Genomic DNA, 18,062 nt, shown 5'->3' with positions numbered 1-18,062 from the left:
AAATTATGTATATCGTTGTAACAGGTGCCGCAGGACTCATTGGTTCCAATATCGTCAAAGCGCTCAATGCACGTGGCCATCGCCAGATCATCGCTGTTGACAACTTGACGCGCGGCGATAAATTCCGCAATCTGGTCGATTGCGATATCAGCGACTACATCGACAAGACTGAGTTCTTGAGCAAACTGGCCAGCCCTGCGTACGCAGGAAAAATCAGCTCCGTCTTCCACCAGGGCGCCTGTTCCGACACCATGGAAACAGACGGCAAATACATGATGGAAAACAATTTCCGTTATTCGCTGGCCTTGCTCGATTATTGCCAAGAAAATAAAATCCCCTTCCTATATGCCTCCAGCGCCTCGGTATATGGCACGGGCAGCATCTTCAAGGAAGAGCGCGAGTTTGAGAAGCCCTTGAATATCTATGGCTATTCGAAATTCCTGTTCGACCAGATCGTACGCGAACGCATGGCCGACCTGACTTCCCAGGTGGTCGGATTCCGCTACTTTAACGTCTATGGTCCCCGCGAAGAGCACAAGCAACGCATGGCATCGGTGGCATTCCACCATTACCATCAATATCGCGAACATGGCAAGGTCAAGCTGTTTGAAGGCCGCGATGGCTATGCCGATGGCGGCCAGTTGCGTGACTTCGTTTCCGTCGAGGATGTCGTCAAGGTGAATCTGTGGTTCCTGGACCACCCGCAACAGTCCGGCATTTTCAATCTGGGCACCGGCCAATCGCAGCCGTTCAATGACATCGCCGTCGCTGCCGTCAACACCTGCCGCGAACTCGATGCGCTGGCGCCACTGACCCGTGAAGAAATGGTGGCGCAAGGCATGCTGGAATACATCAAGTTTCCCGATGCATTGATCGGCAAGTATCAATCCTTTACCCAGGCAGACATCTCGCGCCTGCGGGCAGCCGGCTATGACGCGCCGTTCTACTCCGTCTCGGAGGGAGTGAGCCGGTACATCCGGAACTGGCTGCACGCCCGATGAGATTATCTTGTTAAAGAACATACTAAAAAACTCGATACTCACAGCATTAATACGGGGTGCCTCATTCGGAGTGCGGATATTCGCTCTCCTGATTGCGGCGCGCTATTCGGAACCGGCATATTTTGCCACTATAGCCCTGTTCTTTACGGTTGCCGAAATTGGACGCCTGCTGGCCGATTTCGGCATCGACACGTACACCATGCGCGAGTACGCATCGCATCGCAACAAGGCGGTGCTGCGTCAGACGATAGGTGCGGCGATGAGCGCCAAGCTGATGCTGGGCTTGCTGGTGGCCATCGCCAGCACGGCCGTCATGCTGCATTTACGGCCTGGCGAGCTTGGCTCGACCTTGCCCTTTGCGCTCATGGTCATGTCGCCGCTGCTGATGAACTTGCCGATCAATTTTTTTATCGCCAAGATGCGCGGGCGCCATATCGCGCCGTTCGTGGCCATGGCGGGCTTGTTGTCGCTCGGTGTTTTTTATGGTTTGTTCACGTTTGCCAGCAATCCGGCGCTGGCATTCTTTTCCATTCCCGCGGCCGAAGCCCTAGTTGGCCTGTTCCTGATTGCCAAGGTGCCCGTCATGCGCGGCAGCCTGGCCTGCCTGAATTTCCCAGGCATGCTGAAGCTGCTGAAAATGACCTTGCCGATTGCCGCCGCGACCATCCTGGGCATCACCTATGGACGCATGGATGTGTTTTTCCTGGAGAAATTCCGTAGCGCGGAAGAACTGGGCCTGTATGCGTTTGCCGTGCGTCTGGTGGAACCGTTTCAATTTATTGCGGGCGCATTGGCCGTCAATGCCTATGGTCATATCGCTGCATCGTTGAAAACGTCGGTAGCGGCGGCATCTGCAGTGAATGCCCGTTACCGCAAAGTCATGGCCCTGTACGCCGGCTTGGCCCTGTTGACGGTGCTGGTGTTGGCGAATGTCCTGTTGGTGTATACGTTTAAACAATATGCTGCCGCGCAAGCGATGCTGAATGTGACCGGATGTATCTTGATTTTCAAGTGCGGCAACTTGATCAGTACCGCGGCCATCCAGGCACATGGGAAATATAAATTCATCACCTCGGTCGCGGTCTGGAACTTTACCTTCCTGTCCGTTGCCATGGTGCTGCTGGTGCCCCGATTCGGTGCGTATGGCGCCCTGTTTTCGATACTGGCAATGGAATCGCTGAATTTTCTTATTCAAAATATTCTTTTAAGAAAATTGCAAAAGAGCAACAATAAAGATGATTAAAAACACCGCTATCCGTACTTTCATGGTCTTGAGCGTCCTCCTGGGCCTGCTCTGCGCACGCATCCTGGGGCTGCTGGTGCGCCGGCAGCCCCAGGCAGGCTTGCGCCTGCTCGTCGTGCGCCTGGACCAGACGCTGGGCGACAGTGCCATGAATTCGCCATTGCTGCGCGAACTGAGGCATGCCTATCCGGATGCCGACATCACACTGGTCGTGCATCCGCGCATCCAGGCGATGGTCCAGCATTGCCCGTACGTCAACCATATCGCGACGTACGACTGGGGTAGTTCGCTGCCGAAAAGCCTGCTGGTACGGCACTGGCTGAGCCTCAAGTTCTGCTGGACCCATTTCCGCTTGCAACAGCCTGATATTGCCATCGTCCCGCGCTTTGATGAAGATCATCATGCTGGCTTTATCGCCCTCTTCAGCGGAGCAAAGCGGCGTATCGCCTATACGGAACACGCGACGCAACGCAAGCAGGTGTTCAATGCCGGCTTTGACATGCTGTACACTGAAATCCTGCCTGCGCTGGGCCTGAAGCATGAAGTCGAGCGCAATCTCGATATCGTGCGCCACCTGGGCTTTCAGCCGGCCGATACGGCGCTGGAATTCTGGGGGGCCGCGCCGGACGAGGCCTATGCGCGACAGCTTCTCCAGGAGCACGTTCCCGCTGGCAGCATGCTCATCGGCCTGGGCTTGTCTGGCGGCTATTCCATCCTGAAGCGCTGGCCGCTGCAGTATTATGTGGAACTGGCCGGCCTGTTACAAGAAAAACACAAGGACCGTGAACTCGCCATTTTGCTCGTCGGCGGCAAGGACGACATGGCTTTAGGCGCGCAATTCGAAGCGAATTTCCCGGGTAAAGTCGTCAATATGATCGCCAAGACCAGCATCGCGCAGATGGCGGCCTTGCTCAGGCACTGCGATCGCTTCATTGGCAATGATTCTGGCGCCATGCATATCGCGGCAGCGTCGAACATCAATGTCACGGGCATATTCGGCTCGAGCTGCCATCATCGCTTTAGCGCCTGGGGGCAACGCTGCCAGTCAGTCTCGCTGGAACTGGAATGCGGTCCCTGCGGGCGTGGCCACATAATAGATCGTTGCAATACCTGCATTTATGCTTCACCAAAATGCATGGATGATTTATTGCCGCTGGCGATCATGAAGGCGATATACAAATGATCATTTTCCTGTGCCTGATAAATTATCTACTGATCCTGTTTTCAGTTTATATTTTTTGCGTTAAAAATGGGACCATCAGCCTGAACGGATTTTTCTTCTTTTCCGTCGGCTATGCCTACTATTGGCTGACGCCTTATTTCCTATCCTCTCTGCTAGGTTCGACGCCACCGGAAGAATTGGAGATAGTCATCGAGCGCTTTGTTTCGATCACCGCCGAAACCAGCCTGATATACTTGCTATTGTCTTTCCTGTTTTATGCCATTTTCCTGTTTTTTTATTATGTCAGCTTCAATGGCAAGTCGCCACGCAAGCCGATCAGTCAAAAATCGGAACGGGCGATACGTTTTTGGACAATCATGAGCTGTCTTGGCATTGGCCTGGCAGCGTTGATGGCCATCCCGATCAAGCATTATTTCTTCACAGGCTATGACGCTGCATTATTTGAAAACTACCAGGACGGTGTAGTGCAGGATGCCTTGCCACGTGGAACATTCATCGCGTCAACCTCGATTCTGTTTTCCATGGCATTCATGCGCGCTGTCATGAAGCATGGGCATTTGCAAAAAATATTGCCTGTACTGACCGATCCGTTCATGCTTGCATACTATTTCTTTGCCATCCTGGCGCTCTCCCTGGGAGGTCGCCTGTATTTTGCAACCAATATGCTCACTGTAATTATCTTCTTCTCGACCTATTTTTCCTGGCGAGTCAAGCTCAGCGAATTTTTCGTGCTGGGACTGGCAGGTGTTGGCAGCGCAGCAATGTGGGGTGTATTGAGGGCAGGCAGTGATTTTTCGCTGTTCAACATGGCGCTGAATCTTGCGCAGGAACCGCTGCTGACCTCTATTTCATCCTTTTCATTCTTAACTAGCGGAAAGCTTCCACTAATCAATTTTCCATCGTTTCTGATCAGTGATTTCATTAACTTGATTCCTTCGGTCATTTTTCCGGGGAAAATTAACTACCTGCTCAATCCGCTAGATTTTGGCTATGACTTTGCCATGCCGCTCGGCGGCCTGCATGTTTTTGTATCACTACTGATCAATTTTGGCATCGCTGGCGCTGCCGTTTTTTTTGCGGCGGTTGGCTATTTGATGGGAAATTACCGGAAAACCGTCAGTGTTCAGAAAATCGTAATCTATAGCCTGATCTGTGCCTGCATGACATTCACGTTCAACCGTGATCCATTTTCCGTATCAATCGTGAAGAATATTTTCGAAAATTCTTTCCTGATTCCGTTTATTCTTTATTCAATTCAAAAGAAATTTTTTAAATAAAATGTTACAAAAATTCATAACACAACATATCGAACTATTCCAGCGCCTGCCGCAAATTGAGAATGAAATTGTCAAGATTGCTGACATCTGCAGCACAGCAATCAGCAACAAACGCAAAATCATTTTCTGTGGCAATGGCGGTTCTGCTGCCGACGCGCAGCACATTTCTGCCGAGCTGGTCGGACGTCTGGTGGACGACCGCCGTGCGCTGGCGGCAATTTCGCTGACAACGGATACCTCTGCCCTGACGTGTATCGCCAACGACTATGGCTATGATCACGTATTTTCGCGGCAACTGGCCGGCGTGGGCCAGCCCGGTGATGTGCTGATCGGCATTTCCACGTCGGGGAATTCGCAAAACGTCATGAATGCAATCGACATGGCAAAGACGATGGGCATTGAAACCGTCGGCTGGCTTGGCAAAGATGGCGGCAAACTGGCCAGCATGGTCGATATTCCGATGATCGTGCCAAGCAATGTCACGGCACGCATTCAAGAAGCACATATCTTCATCGGGCACACCATCTGTGCAATGATCGAAAAAAACCTAGGTTACGGCAAATGGGAGTCCGCATGAACAAACATATCTTGATCACCGGTGGCGCCGGTTTTATTGGCACAAATCTCAGCCGCAAATTGCTGGCTGACGGCTATCGCATCTCCGTGCTGGACAATCTGTCGCCGCAAATTCACGGCGCCTATCCGCAACTCGATGAAACCATGCTGCGCGACGGCCGCATCCATTTCATTCGCGCCGATGTACGCCAGTCCGGCGTGCTGGAGCAAGCCTTGCAAACGGTCGACACGGTCGTGCATCTGGCGGCAGAAACCGGCACCGCGCAATCGATGTACCAGATCGCCCACTACAATGAAGTCAATACGCAGGCGACCGCGCAATTGCTCGACATCCTGGCGAACAAGCCCAATACGGTGAAAAAGATCGTCCTCGCTTCGTCGCGCTCGATCTATGGCGAAGGCGCGTACGCCTGCCCGACCCATGGCACGGTGTATCCGGGCGCCCGCAGTGCGGCACAGCTGAAAAACCACCAGTGGGATCCGCTGTGCCCCGCATGCAATGGCCCGTTGCGCGCCATTCCGACGCCGGAAACGGCACGCCCCAGCCCGGCGTCCATCTATGCCGCAACCAAGTACGCGCAGGAAGACCTGATCCGCATCGCTGGCGACTCGCTCGGCATCAGCACCGCCATCCTGCGCTTCCAGAACGTCTACGGCGCAGGCCAGTCGCTGAACAATCCGTACACCGGCATCCTGTCCATTTTCTCGACCCGTATCCGGCGCGGCATGAGCTTGCCGATTTTCGAGGACGGCCTGGAAAGCCGCGATTTCGTGCACGTCAACGACATCGTGCAAGCGATTCAGCTGGCCATGGAAAGCGACGCCGCCAGCGGTGCCACGCTCAACGTTGGCGCCGGCGAGCCGACTTCGGTGCTCAACATCGCCAATCTGCTCGTCGATGCACTGGGCGGCACCGTCCGTCCGGAAGTGACCGGCCAGTATCGCCTGGGCGACATCCGCCATTGCTACGCCGATTTGAGCCAGATCAAGGCGACCTTGAACTTCACGCCGCAGGTATCGCTGGCGCGCGGCATCGAGGAATTCGCTGCCTGGGTCAGCTCCCAGCCCTTGCCGGAAGACGGCCTGGACAAGGCAAATGAAGAGCTGAAAAAACGTAAGATGATGTCATGAGTCTGCGCACCACCTTGTATGCCGATCTGGCCAGGCAATATTTCTATGCCGGCCAGCCGGACCGGCAACCGACTTTCGGACGCCTGCTGCTGACGTCTTTCTCGCCGCGTTTCATGCCGGTGGTGCTGTTTCGCCTGTCTCACTGGTTTTTCCAGAAGCGTTTGTCGCCGCTGGCAAAGCTGGTGTCCCTGATTAATTTCGTCGTCTTCGGTCTGGAAATTGCCGTTCGCTGCGAAATCGGACCAGGCCTGTATTTCCCGCATACGCAGGGCACGGTCATCGGCGCCCTGCGCATCGGCATGAATGCAACGATTTACCATAACGTCACGTTTGGCGCCCGGGAAATCGATATCGGCTACCACGACGCTTCGCGTCCGGTGGTCGGCGACAATGTGATCGTCGGCTCCGGCGCCAAGGTGCTCGGCGCCGTCGTCCTCGGCGACAACGTACGCGTCGGCGCCAACGCGGTGGTCCTCAAGGATGTGGCATCTGGCTTGACCGTGGTCGGCATTCCCGCCGCACCCATCTAAATAATTGATTGATTAAGTACAGTGGAAAATTTTTTCAACGGGAAAAAAATCCTGTTTATCGCCCCGGCTTTCTTTGGGTATGAACGCGAAATAAAGAAGCGGCTCGAAGAGCTGGGCGCGCACGTCGACTATCACGACGATCGTCCGTCCACCAGCGCCTGGTCGAAGTTCGCCATCCGTGTCATGCCACGTACGCAACAGCAGGCGATTCACCGCTATTTTTCCGTTCTGCTCGATGGCAACCACGGTAATTACGACTTTGTGTTCATCATCAAGATGGAATGCATGCCGGCCGACATCCTGCAAGCCTTGCGCGACAAAAATGCGAAGGCCAAGTTCATTTACTATTCGTATGACTCGGTAAAAAACAATGGCAATTTCAGGCAATCCGTGGGGCAGTTCGACAGCGCGTTTACCTTCGATGACCAGGATGCCCAGACGATTCCCGGCATCCGCCTGCGGCCGCTGTTCTTCCTGAACGAATACCGCGATCTGCCGCGCACGGACATCGGCTATAACGTCACCTTTATCGGCACGGCGCACAGCGACCGCTATGCGCTGGTGAAGAAGATCAGCGCCGCGTTGCCTCCCAATGGCAAGCCGAATTTCTTTTTCCTGTTCATTCCCAGCGTCGTGATCTACCGCTTGAAGAAGCTGTTCGTGCCAGCGTTCTTCAAATCGAAAATCTCCGAATTTTCCTTTACGCCGATGAACAAGGCGCAGGTGATGGAAGCCATCGCCAAGTCGAATGTCATTCTTGACTTCCAGCATCCGAATCAGATCGGCCTGACGATGCGCACCATCGAAATGGTGGGCGCCCGGAAGAAATTGATCACGACGAATCAAAATGTCAGGAAGTACGATTTTTATCGGCCGGAAAACATCGCCGTGATCGACAGGGAAACGCCGCAGATCGATCCTGCCTTCCTGACCACGCCGTATGTCGACCTGCCTGCCGCGCTGTATGACAAATACTCGATCGACGGCTGGCTCCGCGATGTTTTTTCGGTGGCGCCATGAGCACCAGCCAAACTATCCTGGTGACCGGCGCCACGGGTTTTGTGGGACGCCGGCTCTGCAGCCACCTGGCCGAGCATGGCCACCGCGTGATCGCCCTGGTGCGTGCCGGCGGCCGCCCCATCCCTGGCGTGGCGCAGGAAGTGTGCATCGCCGATTTCGCCCGCCTCGACGCGCTCGATACGGTGCTGCCGCAGTGCGATGCGGTGATCCACCTGGCTGGCCGCGCCCACGTGATGCGCGACACCGCTGCCGATCCGCTTGGCGAGTTTCGCCGCGTGAATGTCGGGCTGACCAGGAGCTTGCTGGAACGCGCCGCCGATGCGCGCGTCAAGCGCTTTGTCTTTGTCAGTTCGATCGGCGTCAACGGCAACAGCAATATCACGCCATTCTCGGAGCAAGACACGCCGGCGCCGCATGACCTGTATGCCATCAGCAAGCTCGATGCCGAACAGCTGGTGCAGGACATGGCGCAACAGTGTGGCATGGAGTATGCGATCGTACGGCCAGTACTCGTCTTTGGACCAGAAGCCCCCGGCAACTTCGGCACCCTGCTCAAGCTGGCCGCAAAAGGCTGGCCGCTGCCGTTCGGGCGCCTGCGGTCGAAACGCAGCCTGATCAGCGTGTGGAACCTGGCCGATTTCCTGCGCACCTGCGCAACTTGTCCGCAAGCGCTGCACGACGTTTTTCTGGCAGCGGATGCGCAAACGGTCACCCTGCCCGAGATTTTCCGCCATCTGGCCATCGGCATGGGCAAGACCGCGCGCCTGCTGGCCATGCCCAGGTCGCTGCTTGCGCTGGCCTGCACCTTGGTTGGCAAGCGCCAGATGCTTGACAAGCTCGATGCAGGATTGACTGTCGATATCACCAAGGCACAACAGCTGCTGGCATGGCAAGCTCCCTTTACAACGGCCGAAGCCTTGATTAAAACTGGTAAAGAATACACACACACATCATGAAACGACTATTCGACCTCTTGCTGGCCCTGATTGCTACCGTCATCCTCGCATTGCCGCTGCTCATCGTCGCCCTGACAGTACGCTTGACCTCCCCTGGCCCCGTCTTGTACTGGTCGGATCGCGTGGGCCAACGCAACCGTATTTTCAAGATGCCGAAATTTCGCACGATGCGTATCGGCACACCGGCAGTCGCCACCCACCTGCTGCAGAATCCTGCGCAATTTCTCACGCCCGTCGGTTCCTTCCTGCGCAAGTCGAGCCTCGATGAACTGCCGCAACTGTGGAGCATCCTGGTCAACGACATGAGTTTTGTCGGACCGCGGCCTGCCCTGTTCAATCAGGATGACCTGATCGCCTTGCGCACGGAACACGGCGTCGACCAGTTGTTGCCGGGCTTGACGGGCTGGGCCCAGATCAATGGCCGCGACGACTTGCCCATCCCGCAAAAAGTGCAACTCGATGTGGCATACCTGAAACAGCAATCCCTGGCCCTGGATATCAAAATCATCTTTTTGACGTTCCTGAAAGTGATCAAACGCGACGGCGTCACACACTGACACGACCTGCTGCGCCTCTGCGCGGCAGGTGTATTTAACCTAGCTCTCTGTCTACCATGCCTGAATTCGAAAACAAAATCGCCTCCCTGGAACAGCTGAAACAACGCGTTGCAGCCCTTCCCAAGCCAGTCGTCATGACCAACGGCGTGTTCGACATCCTGCACCGCGGGCATGTGACCTACCTGGCGCAGGCACGGGCCCTGGGCGCCTCGCTGGTCGTGGCGGCGAATACCGACGCCTCCGTCAAGCGCCTGAACAAGGGCGATGACCGCCCGCTGAATGCCTGCGCGGACCGCCTGGCAGTGCTGGCTGCGCTCGAATCGGTCAGCCTGGTCGTGGCATTCGATGACGATACCGCGCTACAAGTCGTCTGCGAAGCCCACCCGGATATTTACGTCAAGGGCGGCGATTACCAGATGGATGCCATTCCCGAAGGGCAGGCCGTGCTCGCTTATGGCGGGCAGGCGCTGGCGATCGACTTCCAGCATGACCGCTCGACCTCCAAGCTGCTGGCCAAGGTGCGCAGCCAACTGCCAGGCTAGCAGGCAGGCGCGCCAGATCCTCAGCCATTCCATTAAAATGCACACCGATGCGATTACAAATCCTACAAGAATTTTTCCTTGCCTGGTTTGACAATCAGCATAATTTTTTGAATTTATTCGGTGAAGAATATTCATCGAAAGTTTTTTAACATCAAGGGAATCACATCCCCCCTTTCTTACCTTGATGTTTACATCGATAATACTTCTGACATATGCCATGCGCAGGTATTGCGCAGAAGAAATCAGGCTTATCGAGTCGAATCACAATAATTAATAGCCAAACAATGAAATCCATTCTTGATTTATCTCGGTTCCATAAGCAGATGATCGCGGCAACGGCAGATTTAATTCTTCTGCCGATTACGTTTTGCATCGCCATCCTGCTGCGCTACGATTCGGTCAATACGGCTCTGTTCATGAGTTATCTTTACCTGATCGTCGCCGTGCCGCTCATTTCCCTGCCCATCTTTATACGGCTGGGGCTATACCGCGCGGTGATACGTTTCATCGATCAGAAAATCATTTTCTCGGTCATTCTCGGCGTCACGATTTCAGTAGCCCTGCTGGTCGCGCTGGCGGCCTTCATGACCCACATGAACGGCATGTCGCGCGGCGTGTTCGGAATTTACTGGATCAGCGCCATCGCCTACGTGGTGGCCAGCCGCTTCCTGGCGCGTGGTTTCCTGTTGCATCCAAGCAAACGCCAAGGCATGGTGCGAGTGGCCATCTATGGGGCCGGCAGGGCTGGCACGCAACTGGCCAGCGCCTTGCGTGCCGGCCATGACTACCTGCCGGTGGCCTTCATTGACGACAATAGCGAACTGAATGGCATTACCATTTCTGGCATGAAGGTGTACGGCACTTCCGACCTGTCCGATGTGATCGCCCGTACCAGCATCAGCGAAATCCTGCTGGCCATGCCATCCATTTCGAAAAGCCGGCAGAAGCGCATCCTCGACAAGCTCGAGCCTTTAAAGGTGCATATCAAAGTCACGCCCCCGGTGGAAAGCCTGGTCAGCGGTGAACTGCGCCTCCAGGATATCCGTAACATCGAGATTGAAGACTTGCTGGGACGCGACCAGGTCACGCCCGACGCCGCCTTGATCGCCGCCTGCATTACCGGCAAATGCGTCATGGTGAGCGGTGCGGGGGGCTCCATCGGTTCCGAGCTGTGCCGTCAGATCGTTACCCTGCGCCCGACGCGCCTGATCCTGCTGGAGATGTCGGAATTTGCCCTATATTCCATCAAACAGGAATTGTTGAGTATAAAGGCGGCCCATGGATTGCATTTTGATTTGCTGCCTTTTCTCGGTAGCGTGCTCGATACGGAGAAATGCAAACGAATCATGACGACCTACGTCGTCGATACGGTGTACCACGCGGCCGCCTACAAGCACGTGCCGCTGGTCGAACATAACCCGATCGAAGGCGTACGCAACAATGTGTTCGGGACCTTGAGCATCGCCAAGGCGGCCATTGCCAGCGGCGTCAAATGCTTCGTGCTCATTTCCACGGACAAGGCGGTGCGCCCGACCAATGTCATGGGTTCGACCAAGCGCCTGGCCGAGCTGATTTTGCAGGCATTCGCCCGCAACCAAAAGCACACCCGCTTCTGCATGGTTCGCTTCGGCAACGTCCTGGGATCGTCCGGCTCCGTCGTGCCCCTATTCCGCAAACAGATCGAAGCGGGTGGCCCCATTACATTGACGCATCCTGAGATCACGCGCTACTTCATGACCATCCCTGAAGCGGCCCAGCTGGTATTGCAGGCGGGCGCCATGGGAGAAGGCGGCGATGTCTTCGTGCTGGACATGGGCGAACCGGTCAAGATCATCGACCTTGCGGAACGGATGATCCATCTCAGCGGCCTGGAAGTGCGCAGCAAGGCGGCGCCGGATGGCATTGCCATTGAACATGTAGGTTTGCGCCCAGGTGAAAAACTCTATGAGGAATTGTTGATCGGCGACAATGTCGAAGGAACCAGCCACCCCCTGATCATGCGTGCCCAGGAGTCAGAAATTGCATGGAACGAATTGCACGGCATGCTCGACGACATGGACCGCGCCTGCAGCCAGTTCGACTACGAAGGGGTACGTGCCTCATTACGCACCATCATCAAGGAATACACCCCGCAATGTGGCATTGAAGACTTTATCTGGCTGGAACAGCGTACGCAACAATCTCGTACGCCACAGGAAACTCCTGGCGCATCCGTCATGTTATGACACTGACAACAAAGGCTGGCGCAAACGCCGGATCGCGCCAGCCAGTGCGTCTATACAAACTGTCACAATTAGGCACGGCACGGCAGAATTGAAACGCTATAATGTAGAGAATTGCGCGTTGTTTAGCCGGCATGACAACGCCACTCTCTGCCTGCCAGGCATCGACATAACAAAGGCAAGTTCAGGTGCAATCAGCACCATGCGCCTCGCCCCAGATATAAACCACATACTTGAAACTCCTGCCGCAAGCATTTATTAAAATGAGAAATTATGCATAAAGAAGTAAAAATGATTGAAGGGGATGAGATTGATGAAAACATTCTTCCCGTTACCGATTTGCTGACGACCGTATGGCAAGGACGCCGTACTTTACTGGCGATTACCTTGCTTGCCGTGGCCGCAGGCCTGGCAGGCCGGATGTTATTTTCCGAGTACAAGAGTGAAGGCTTCTTCCAGTTTGGTGGGGCTATTCCCATGGTCAAGAAAACCACTGACAAGGAAAAAGAGAAAGAAAAGGAAAAGGAAGCAAGCCCTGGCATCAAACTGGCCGACTACAAGCGCTATGCGGCGGCGTTCAAGTCGAATGAGCGTTTCACGGACTTCCTGGCTCAGCACAAACTGGAACAAGGCGCCAGCACCGAGTCATTGCGCCGTTCCTTTGCTTCGCGCGAAGGCATTTCAAAGTGGATCGATCCGGTATTTCCATTTACCAAACTTGATGCCAAGGAATTACTGGAAGATCCCAAGGATGGCAACAATAACGTCATTGGCTTACGCATCAGCTATGACGATAAAGATCCGAAAGTAGCACAAAACATCGTTGGACTACTGGGCCGCTATACGATGGATACCATCGTGTATATCATTTACACGGATATCCTGCGCTTCAAGCATGTCGAAATGACAGCCAAGATCACGGCGCTGGAAAACGAAATTATTGTAAATAATGAGCGCCTTGCTTATTTCCGTCGCAGCGGTGATGATTTAAAGAAAATCGTATCGCGCTATCCTGAAATCGCTGGCCAGGCTTCGCGACAGATCGTTTCGGTCAATGATGAAACAGCGCGCTATCTGCCGCCAGTCACGCAATTGATGACCACCGAGGTGCTGGCATCGGAAGCGACCGAAAAAATCCATAAGGCACGCCGCGAGCAACAACAGAACGTGCTGTTGCGCGAGTATTACGACAAGGCAAAAATCTTGGTCGATAATACGAAATCCGGCGAAGATATCTTGCGCGGCCTGGAACCGGTAAAGGTTGAAGTCTTCAAAAACAAGAATATGGAAGACGACACGGTCAAGGAGGTCTTTAATCAGATCACTATCGACAATCAAACGGCGATCAGCCAGTACCTGGAAAAAAGCCGCTTCATTGCAGGTCCTAGCTTGCCAGAAAATCTTTCCTTGCGCCTGTCGGTAACCATTTTGTTCAGCCTGTTTGCAGGTTTGATCCTGTCCCTGGCCGTCATCTTTGGACGCAAAATGTTTAGCAAGACCTGAGTCCGGCATCAAACTGCCCGACCAGCATTCCGAGATGCCGCTCAGTAACAACTGAGCGGCATTTTTTTACAGCAACAACTCCAGATCACCACTTCACTCGCTCGTGCTCGCAGCGCCGGTACGCTGCATGTGCTGCTGAATAAAAAAACGGCCTGATCGCACAAGGCGATCAAGCCGTTCATCGTTACTCCGCATCGGTTTATTTCCGTTCAACAATATCCAGCATTTTCATCCAGGATATTGTCAATGCCCGACGTACAGGCACAATCAGTCATCCACTATTGCTTCAACAAGCCACCCAGCAACGCGGCCACCTTCTGCTTCGGCTTGGCCGCGGCAGGCGCCATGCTGGCGGCAGCCGGGGCTGCTGCCTTGGCGGGCTCATATGGCTTCAGGAACCAGGGATCGGCCTTTTCGCGGCGGGCGCCGGGACCAAAGGCGGGACGCGCACCGCGCTCGGCGGAGCGGCTGTCGCGACTCTCGCCGGCATGGCGGCTCTCGGGTGCGCGCGCAGGACGCGCCTCGCCACCTTCGCTGCGGCGCGGCGGACGGCGCTCGCTGTCGCTGCTGCGGGCAGGAGCCGGATTGAAGCCCGTCAATTCACCGCGCTTGATGCTTTGCTTGATGAGTTTCTCGATATCGGCCAGCAAGCGCTCGTCTTTATCCGAGTAGATCGAAATGGCGTCGCCCGAGGCGCCGGCGCGGCCCGTGCGGCCGATACGGTGCACATAGTCTTCCGCGTTGTACGGCAAGTCGAAGTTGATGACGCAAGGCAAGTCGGAAATATCCAGGCCGCGCGCCGCCACGTCGGTGGCCACCAGCACGTCGATCTCGCCCTTCTTGAACGCTTCCAGCGCCGCCATGCGTTCCTGCTGGCTCTTGTCGCCATGAATCGCCGTGGCGCTCATGCCTTCCTGTTCCAGCACGCGGGCCAGGCGCGAGGCGCCGATCTTGGTATTCGAGAATACGATGACCTGCTTCAGGTCGCGCTGGCGCAGCAGATGGGCGACCAGGGCATGCTTCTGGTCTTCCGTCACCTTGTACACCACTTGCGTGACCTTGTCGGCCGTCTGGTTGCTGCGCGCCACTTCGATCGTCAGCGGATCGTTGAGGAACGTGGCAGCCAGCTTCTTGATTTCTGGCGAGAACGTGGCCGAGAACATCAGGTTCTGGCGCTGTTTCGGCAGCAAGTTGATGATGCGTTGCAAGTCCGGCAAGAAACCCATGTCCAGCATGCGGTCGGCTTCATCCATGACCAGCATCTGCACCTGGCTCAGGCTGATGTTCTTTTGCTCGATATGGTCGAGCAAGCGGCCCGGCGTGGCGATGACGATTTCCACGCCACCACGCAGGATGACGGTTTGCGGCTTCATGTCCATGCCGCCGAAGACGACGGTCGAACGCAGCGGCGTATGCTTGGCGTAAGCCTTGACGTTTTCGGCCACCTGCACCGCCAGTTCACGCGTCGGCGTGAGGATCAGCGCGCGCACCGGGTGGCGCGCCGGCGACATGCTGCTGCTGGCATGCGCCATCAGCAACTGGATGATCGGCAAAGAGAAACCCGCTGTCTTGCCGGTACCCGTCTGCGCGGCACCCATCACATCGCGGCCTTGCAGCACCACGGGGATCGCTTGTTCCTGGATCGGTGTCGGATGGGTGTAACCCTGGTCGGTCAGTGCGCGCTGGATTTCAGGCGCGAGGCCAAAGTCGGCAAAAGTCAGGCTGGGAGCAGCGGATGCGGCAGGTGCTGGTGCAGGCGTAGCGGCGGCGGGCACCGCTTCAGGGGCAATCGCCGGGCTGGGCGTAGGAGTCGATTCGGTTTCAGACATAAATTTTCTGGTGTGCCTCCGCACTGCGGAAGCCATGCTTTCTCAATAAACAACATTTCGGGGCACAGGCAGCTCCGTCTTGCAAGCCATGGATCATTGTTCTTGCGGCACCTCCGTGCTCCGGGACATGCTGTAGGGCGTATGCGGGAGCGTCGAAGAGATGTGCTGCGATGGCGGCGGAGATCGCGCCGGCGGAACATCGCGCGCAGAAGATACAATATCAGTGCTGTAAACGATACCCTAATTCACCGCAACTGTACACGGAAACCGTGATTTTTGAGCAAAAAGCGTTCCAGCAAAGGCCCGCCGGGATGCCGTATGATGGCAACTTCAATGCCAGCTCCGATGCCTCTTCCGCCGCCCCCTGCCCTCACCATGCCCACCCCGCCTCTGCCCCACGATCCGCCACCGCAAGCGCCCAGCAAACCGGGCAATGACGAGTGCTGCCACAGCGGCTGCACCTTTTGCATTCTGGAAATGTACCAGGAAGACCTGGCCGCCTACGAAGAGGCCCTGAGGGCATGGCAACAGCGCCAGCAAGCCGCGGCCGCCCCCGCCACCCAGGGCGTCAGGAAAGCGCGCAAGCGCGCTTAATTTATTACTTAATTAAAAGCTTTCCCACTCATCCACCGGCGCGGCACGTCGCGCCGTGCTGGCCAGTTGACGCGGCGCCGCTGCCAGCGCCACGGCTGCCGGTGCCTTGACGGCGGCGGGCGCGCGCGGCCCGGTTGCAAAGGTGCTGGCCGCGTCGAGTTTGAAGATGCTGACCACGGCGCTCAGGCTGGCGGCCTGCTCCTGCATGGATTCGGCCGCCGCCGCCGCCTCTTCCACCAGGGCAGCATTTTGCTGCGTCACCTGGTCCATCTGGGCAATGGCCTGGTTCACCTGCTCGATACCGGCGCTCTGTTCGCTGCTGGCGGCCGTGATCTCGCTCATGATGTCCGTCACGCGGGTGATGCTGGCAACGATGTCATCCATCGTGCGGCCCGCCTGATCCACCAGTTTCGATCCCGCCTCGACTTTCTCGACCGAATCGCCGATGAGGACCTTGATATCCTTGGCCGCGGCGGCCGAGCGTTGCGCGAGGTTGCGCACTTCCGTGGCGACGACGGCAAAGCCGCGCCCCTGTTCGCCCGCGCGCGCCGCCTCGACAGCCGCATTCAGGGCCAGGATATTGGTTTGGAAAGCAATGCCGTCGATGACGGCGATGATGTCGACGATCTTGCGCGATGAAGCATTGATCGACGCCATCGTGCCCACCACTTCGCCGACCACCTTGCCGCCCTCGATGGCGATGCTCGACGAGGTCAGCGCCATGGTGTTGGCCTGGCGCGCATTGTCTGCATTCTGCTTCACGGTCGACGTCAACTCTTCCATCGACGAGGCTGTTTCTTCCAGCGAACTGGCCTGCTCTTCCGTACGCGACGACAAATCCTGGTTGCCGGCGGCAATCTGGCTCGAGGCCGTGGCGATGGTATCGGTGCCGCTGCGCACCTGGCCCACCAGCGTCTGCAGGCTGGCATTCATGTCTTTCAGGGCCTGCATCAATTGCCCCGTTTCGTCTTGCGATTGCACAACAATATGCGCCGTCAAATCGCCGGCCGCCACCTGGCGCGCCACGCCGACGGCCGCGATCAGCGGACGCGCCACGCTGCGCGCTACCCACAGCGCCAGCAGCATGCCGATGACGACGATGCCTACCAGCAAGCCGATCAGGCTGGCGCGCGAGGCCGCATAGGTTGCGTCGGCGCTGGCGCTCGAGCGCACGCCGCCATCCGTATTGATCGACACCAGTTTATCGAGGACCGTCATCATGTCCGTCATGACCTGGGCCGACGGCCCCACGGCCAGCGCGCGCGCCTCTTCCTTTTTCATCTCGCGCGACAGGCTCAGCATGGTTGCGTGCAGGCGCATGAATTCATCGTTGAGCGCCAGGAAGCGCTCGAACACTTCCTTCTCGCCCGGTTCCGAGATCAGGCTGCGGTACTTGTCGCCGTCCACCTTCAGCTTGGCCTGCGTTTCCGTCATGCGCGTTTCATTCTGCGCCATGTCGGCATCCTGTGCGGCCAGCATGTGCGCCAGTTCCCAGCGGCGGAAATCGCTGACGTCGCTGCGCATGGACATGGCCGCCAGCACGCTGGGCATCCAATTATCAGACAGATCCGTCGACGCGGTATTGATGCGCGCCATGGAAAAGATCGCCGACACGCCCAGCGCGGCCGTCAACAGCAGCACGGCGCCAAACGACAAGATCAGCTTGGTGGCAATTTTCAAATCAAAAAACCATTTCATGCGTTGCTTTCCTTCATAAACGGGTAAACGGGACAAGACCGCGGGACAAGACAGCCGCGCGCTGGCAAAGGCACGGCGCGCGCAGTGAGGGCAGGCTGCGGGAAAGGGAGCAGTGATGAAGAGCAAGTGCAGCAACTCATACCGGCACAAACCAAATTTCCGCAGTGCAACATTTTATCACCGTCGCACCAGACGCAGAG

At 56.4% G+C, this 18,062-nt stretch carries 16 protein-coding genes; 14 read left to right on the top strand and 2 right to left on the bottom strand.

All coding sequences use genetic code 11. The features are described 5' to 3' along the window. Positions 1-5: 5 nt before the first annotated feature. The 13 genes from rfaD to OX459_RS02585 all read left to right on the top strand — a co-directional run bounded on the left by rfaD (position 6) and on the right by OX459_RS02585 (position 13,741). Complete coding sequence (gene rfaD, locus OX459_RS02645; protein WP_289903698.1) at positions 6-1,001, top strand: ADP-glyceromanno-heptose 6-epimerase; 996 nt, start codon at positions 6-8, stop codon at positions 999-1,001. Between the two features lie 7 nt (positions 1,002-1,008). Next, on the top strand, positions 1,009-2,244 hold the full coding sequence (locus OX459_RS02640; RefSeq protein ID WP_289903696.1) for an oligosaccharide flippase family protein: 1,236 nt from the start codon (positions 1,009-1,011) through the stop codon (positions 2,242-2,244). Further along, positions 2,237-3,427 (top strand): glycosyltransferase family 9 protein, encoded by a 1,191-nt coding sequence (locus tag OX459_RS02635; RefSeq protein WP_289903694.1) that lies wholly within the window; start codon positions 2,237-2,239, stop codon positions 3,425-3,427. Before OX459_RS02640 ends, OX459_RS02635 begins: the two co-directional genes overlap by 8 nt. Next, positions 3,424-4,704, top strand: a complete 1,281-nt coding sequence (locus OX459_RS02630) for a hypothetical protein (RefSeq protein WP_070281458.1) — start codon at positions 3,424-3,426, stop codon at positions 4,702-4,704. Before OX459_RS02635 ends, OX459_RS02630 begins: the two co-directional genes overlap by 4 nt. 1 nt (position 4,705) lies before the next feature. Beyond that, positions 4,706-5,281, top strand: a complete 576-nt coding sequence (locus OX459_RS02625; protein ID WP_070281459.1) for a D-sedoheptulose 7-phosphate isomerase — start codon at positions 4,706-4,708, stop codon at positions 5,279-5,281. Next, the gene (locus OX459_RS02620; protein ID WP_289903691.1) at positions 5,278-6,411 is read left to right on the top strand and encodes an SDR family NAD(P)-dependent oxidoreductase; all 1,134 of its coding nucleotides are present in this window, start codon (positions 5,278-5,280) and stop codon (positions 6,409-6,411) included. Before OX459_RS02625 ends, OX459_RS02620 begins: the two co-directional genes overlap by 4 nt. Further along, positions 6,408-6,941, top strand: a complete 534-nt coding sequence (locus tag OX459_RS02615) for a serine acetyltransferase (RefSeq protein WP_035821856.1) — start codon at positions 6,408-6,410, stop codon at positions 6,939-6,941. Before OX459_RS02620 ends, OX459_RS02615 begins: the two co-directional genes overlap by 4 nt. A 21-nt stretch (positions 6,942-6,962) precedes the next feature. Further along, complete coding sequence (locus OX459_RS02610; protein WP_289903690.1) at positions 6,963-7,961, top strand: hypothetical protein; 999 nt, start codon at positions 6,963-6,965, stop codon at positions 7,959-7,961. Next, on the top strand, positions 7,958-8,917 hold the full coding sequence (locus OX459_RS02605; protein ID WP_289903689.1) for an NAD-dependent epimerase/dehydratase family protein: 960 nt from the start codon (positions 7,958-7,960) through the stop codon (positions 8,915-8,917). The genes OX459_RS02610 and OX459_RS02605 overlap by 4 nt, the downstream gene beginning before the upstream one ends. Further along, on the top strand, positions 8,914-9,474 hold the full coding sequence (locus tag OX459_RS02600; protein WP_070281463.1) for a sugar transferase: 561 nt from the start codon (positions 8,914-8,916) through the stop codon (positions 9,472-9,474). Before OX459_RS02605 ends, OX459_RS02600 begins: the two co-directional genes overlap by 4 nt. A 56-nt stretch (positions 9,475-9,530) precedes the next feature. Next, positions 9,531-10,016, top strand: a complete 486-nt coding sequence (gene rfaE2 / locus OX459_RS02595; protein WP_289903688.1) for a D-glycero-beta-D-manno-heptose 1-phosphate adenylyltransferase — start codon at positions 9,531-9,533, stop codon at positions 10,014-10,016. Between the two features lie 284 nt (positions 10,017-10,300). Next, a complete protein-coding gene (locus OX459_RS02590; RefSeq protein WP_289903686.1) occupies positions 10,301-12,241 on the top strand; it encodes a nucleoside-diphosphate sugar epimerase/dehydratase in 1,941 nt (646 codons plus the stop codon). A 270-nt stretch (positions 12,242-12,511) separates the two neighbouring features. Next, positions 12,512-13,741, top strand: a complete 1,230-nt coding sequence (locus tag OX459_RS02585) for a lipopolysaccharide biosynthesis protein (RefSeq protein ID WP_289903685.1) — start codon at positions 12,512-12,514, stop codon at positions 13,739-13,741. Positions 13,742-14,019: 278 nt separating this feature from the next. Here the strand turns inward: OX459_RS02585 and OX459_RS02580 are convergent, their stop codons facing one another. Beyond that, positions 14,020-15,570: a DEAD/DEAH box helicase gene (locus tag OX459_RS02580; RefSeq protein WP_289903683.1), complete on the bottom strand. Its 1,551-nt coding sequence runs from the start codon at positions 15,568-15,570 to the stop codon at positions 14,020-14,022. Positions 15,571-15,945: 375 nt separating this feature from the next. Here OX459_RS02580 and OX459_RS02575 point away from each other — a divergent pair, with 375 nt between their 5' ends. Then, the gene (locus tag OX459_RS02575; RefSeq protein WP_099666657.1) at positions 15,946-16,164 is read left to right on the top strand and encodes an oxidoreductase-like domain-containing protein; all 219 of its coding nucleotides are present in this window, start codon (positions 15,946-15,948) and stop codon (positions 16,162-16,164) included. A gap of 12 nt (positions 16,165-16,176) precedes the next feature. Here the strand turns inward: OX459_RS02575 and OX459_RS02570 are convergent, their stop codons facing one another. Beyond that, the gene (locus OX459_RS02570) at positions 16,177-17,862 is read right to left on the bottom strand and encodes a methyl-accepting chemotaxis protein (protein WP_289903682.1); all 1,686 of its coding nucleotides are present in this window, start codon (positions 17,860-17,862) and stop codon (positions 16,177-16,179) included. Between the last annotated feature and the right edge of the window lie 200 nt (positions 17,863-18,062).

The organism is Janthinobacterium sp. SUN026 (genome assembly GCF_030397625.1).
GTDB lineage: Bacteria > Pseudomonadota > Gammaproteobacteria > Burkholderiales > Burkholderiaceae_D > Janthinobacterium > Janthinobacterium kumbetense.
This window is presented reverse-complemented; position numbering and strand designations above follow the sequence as displayed.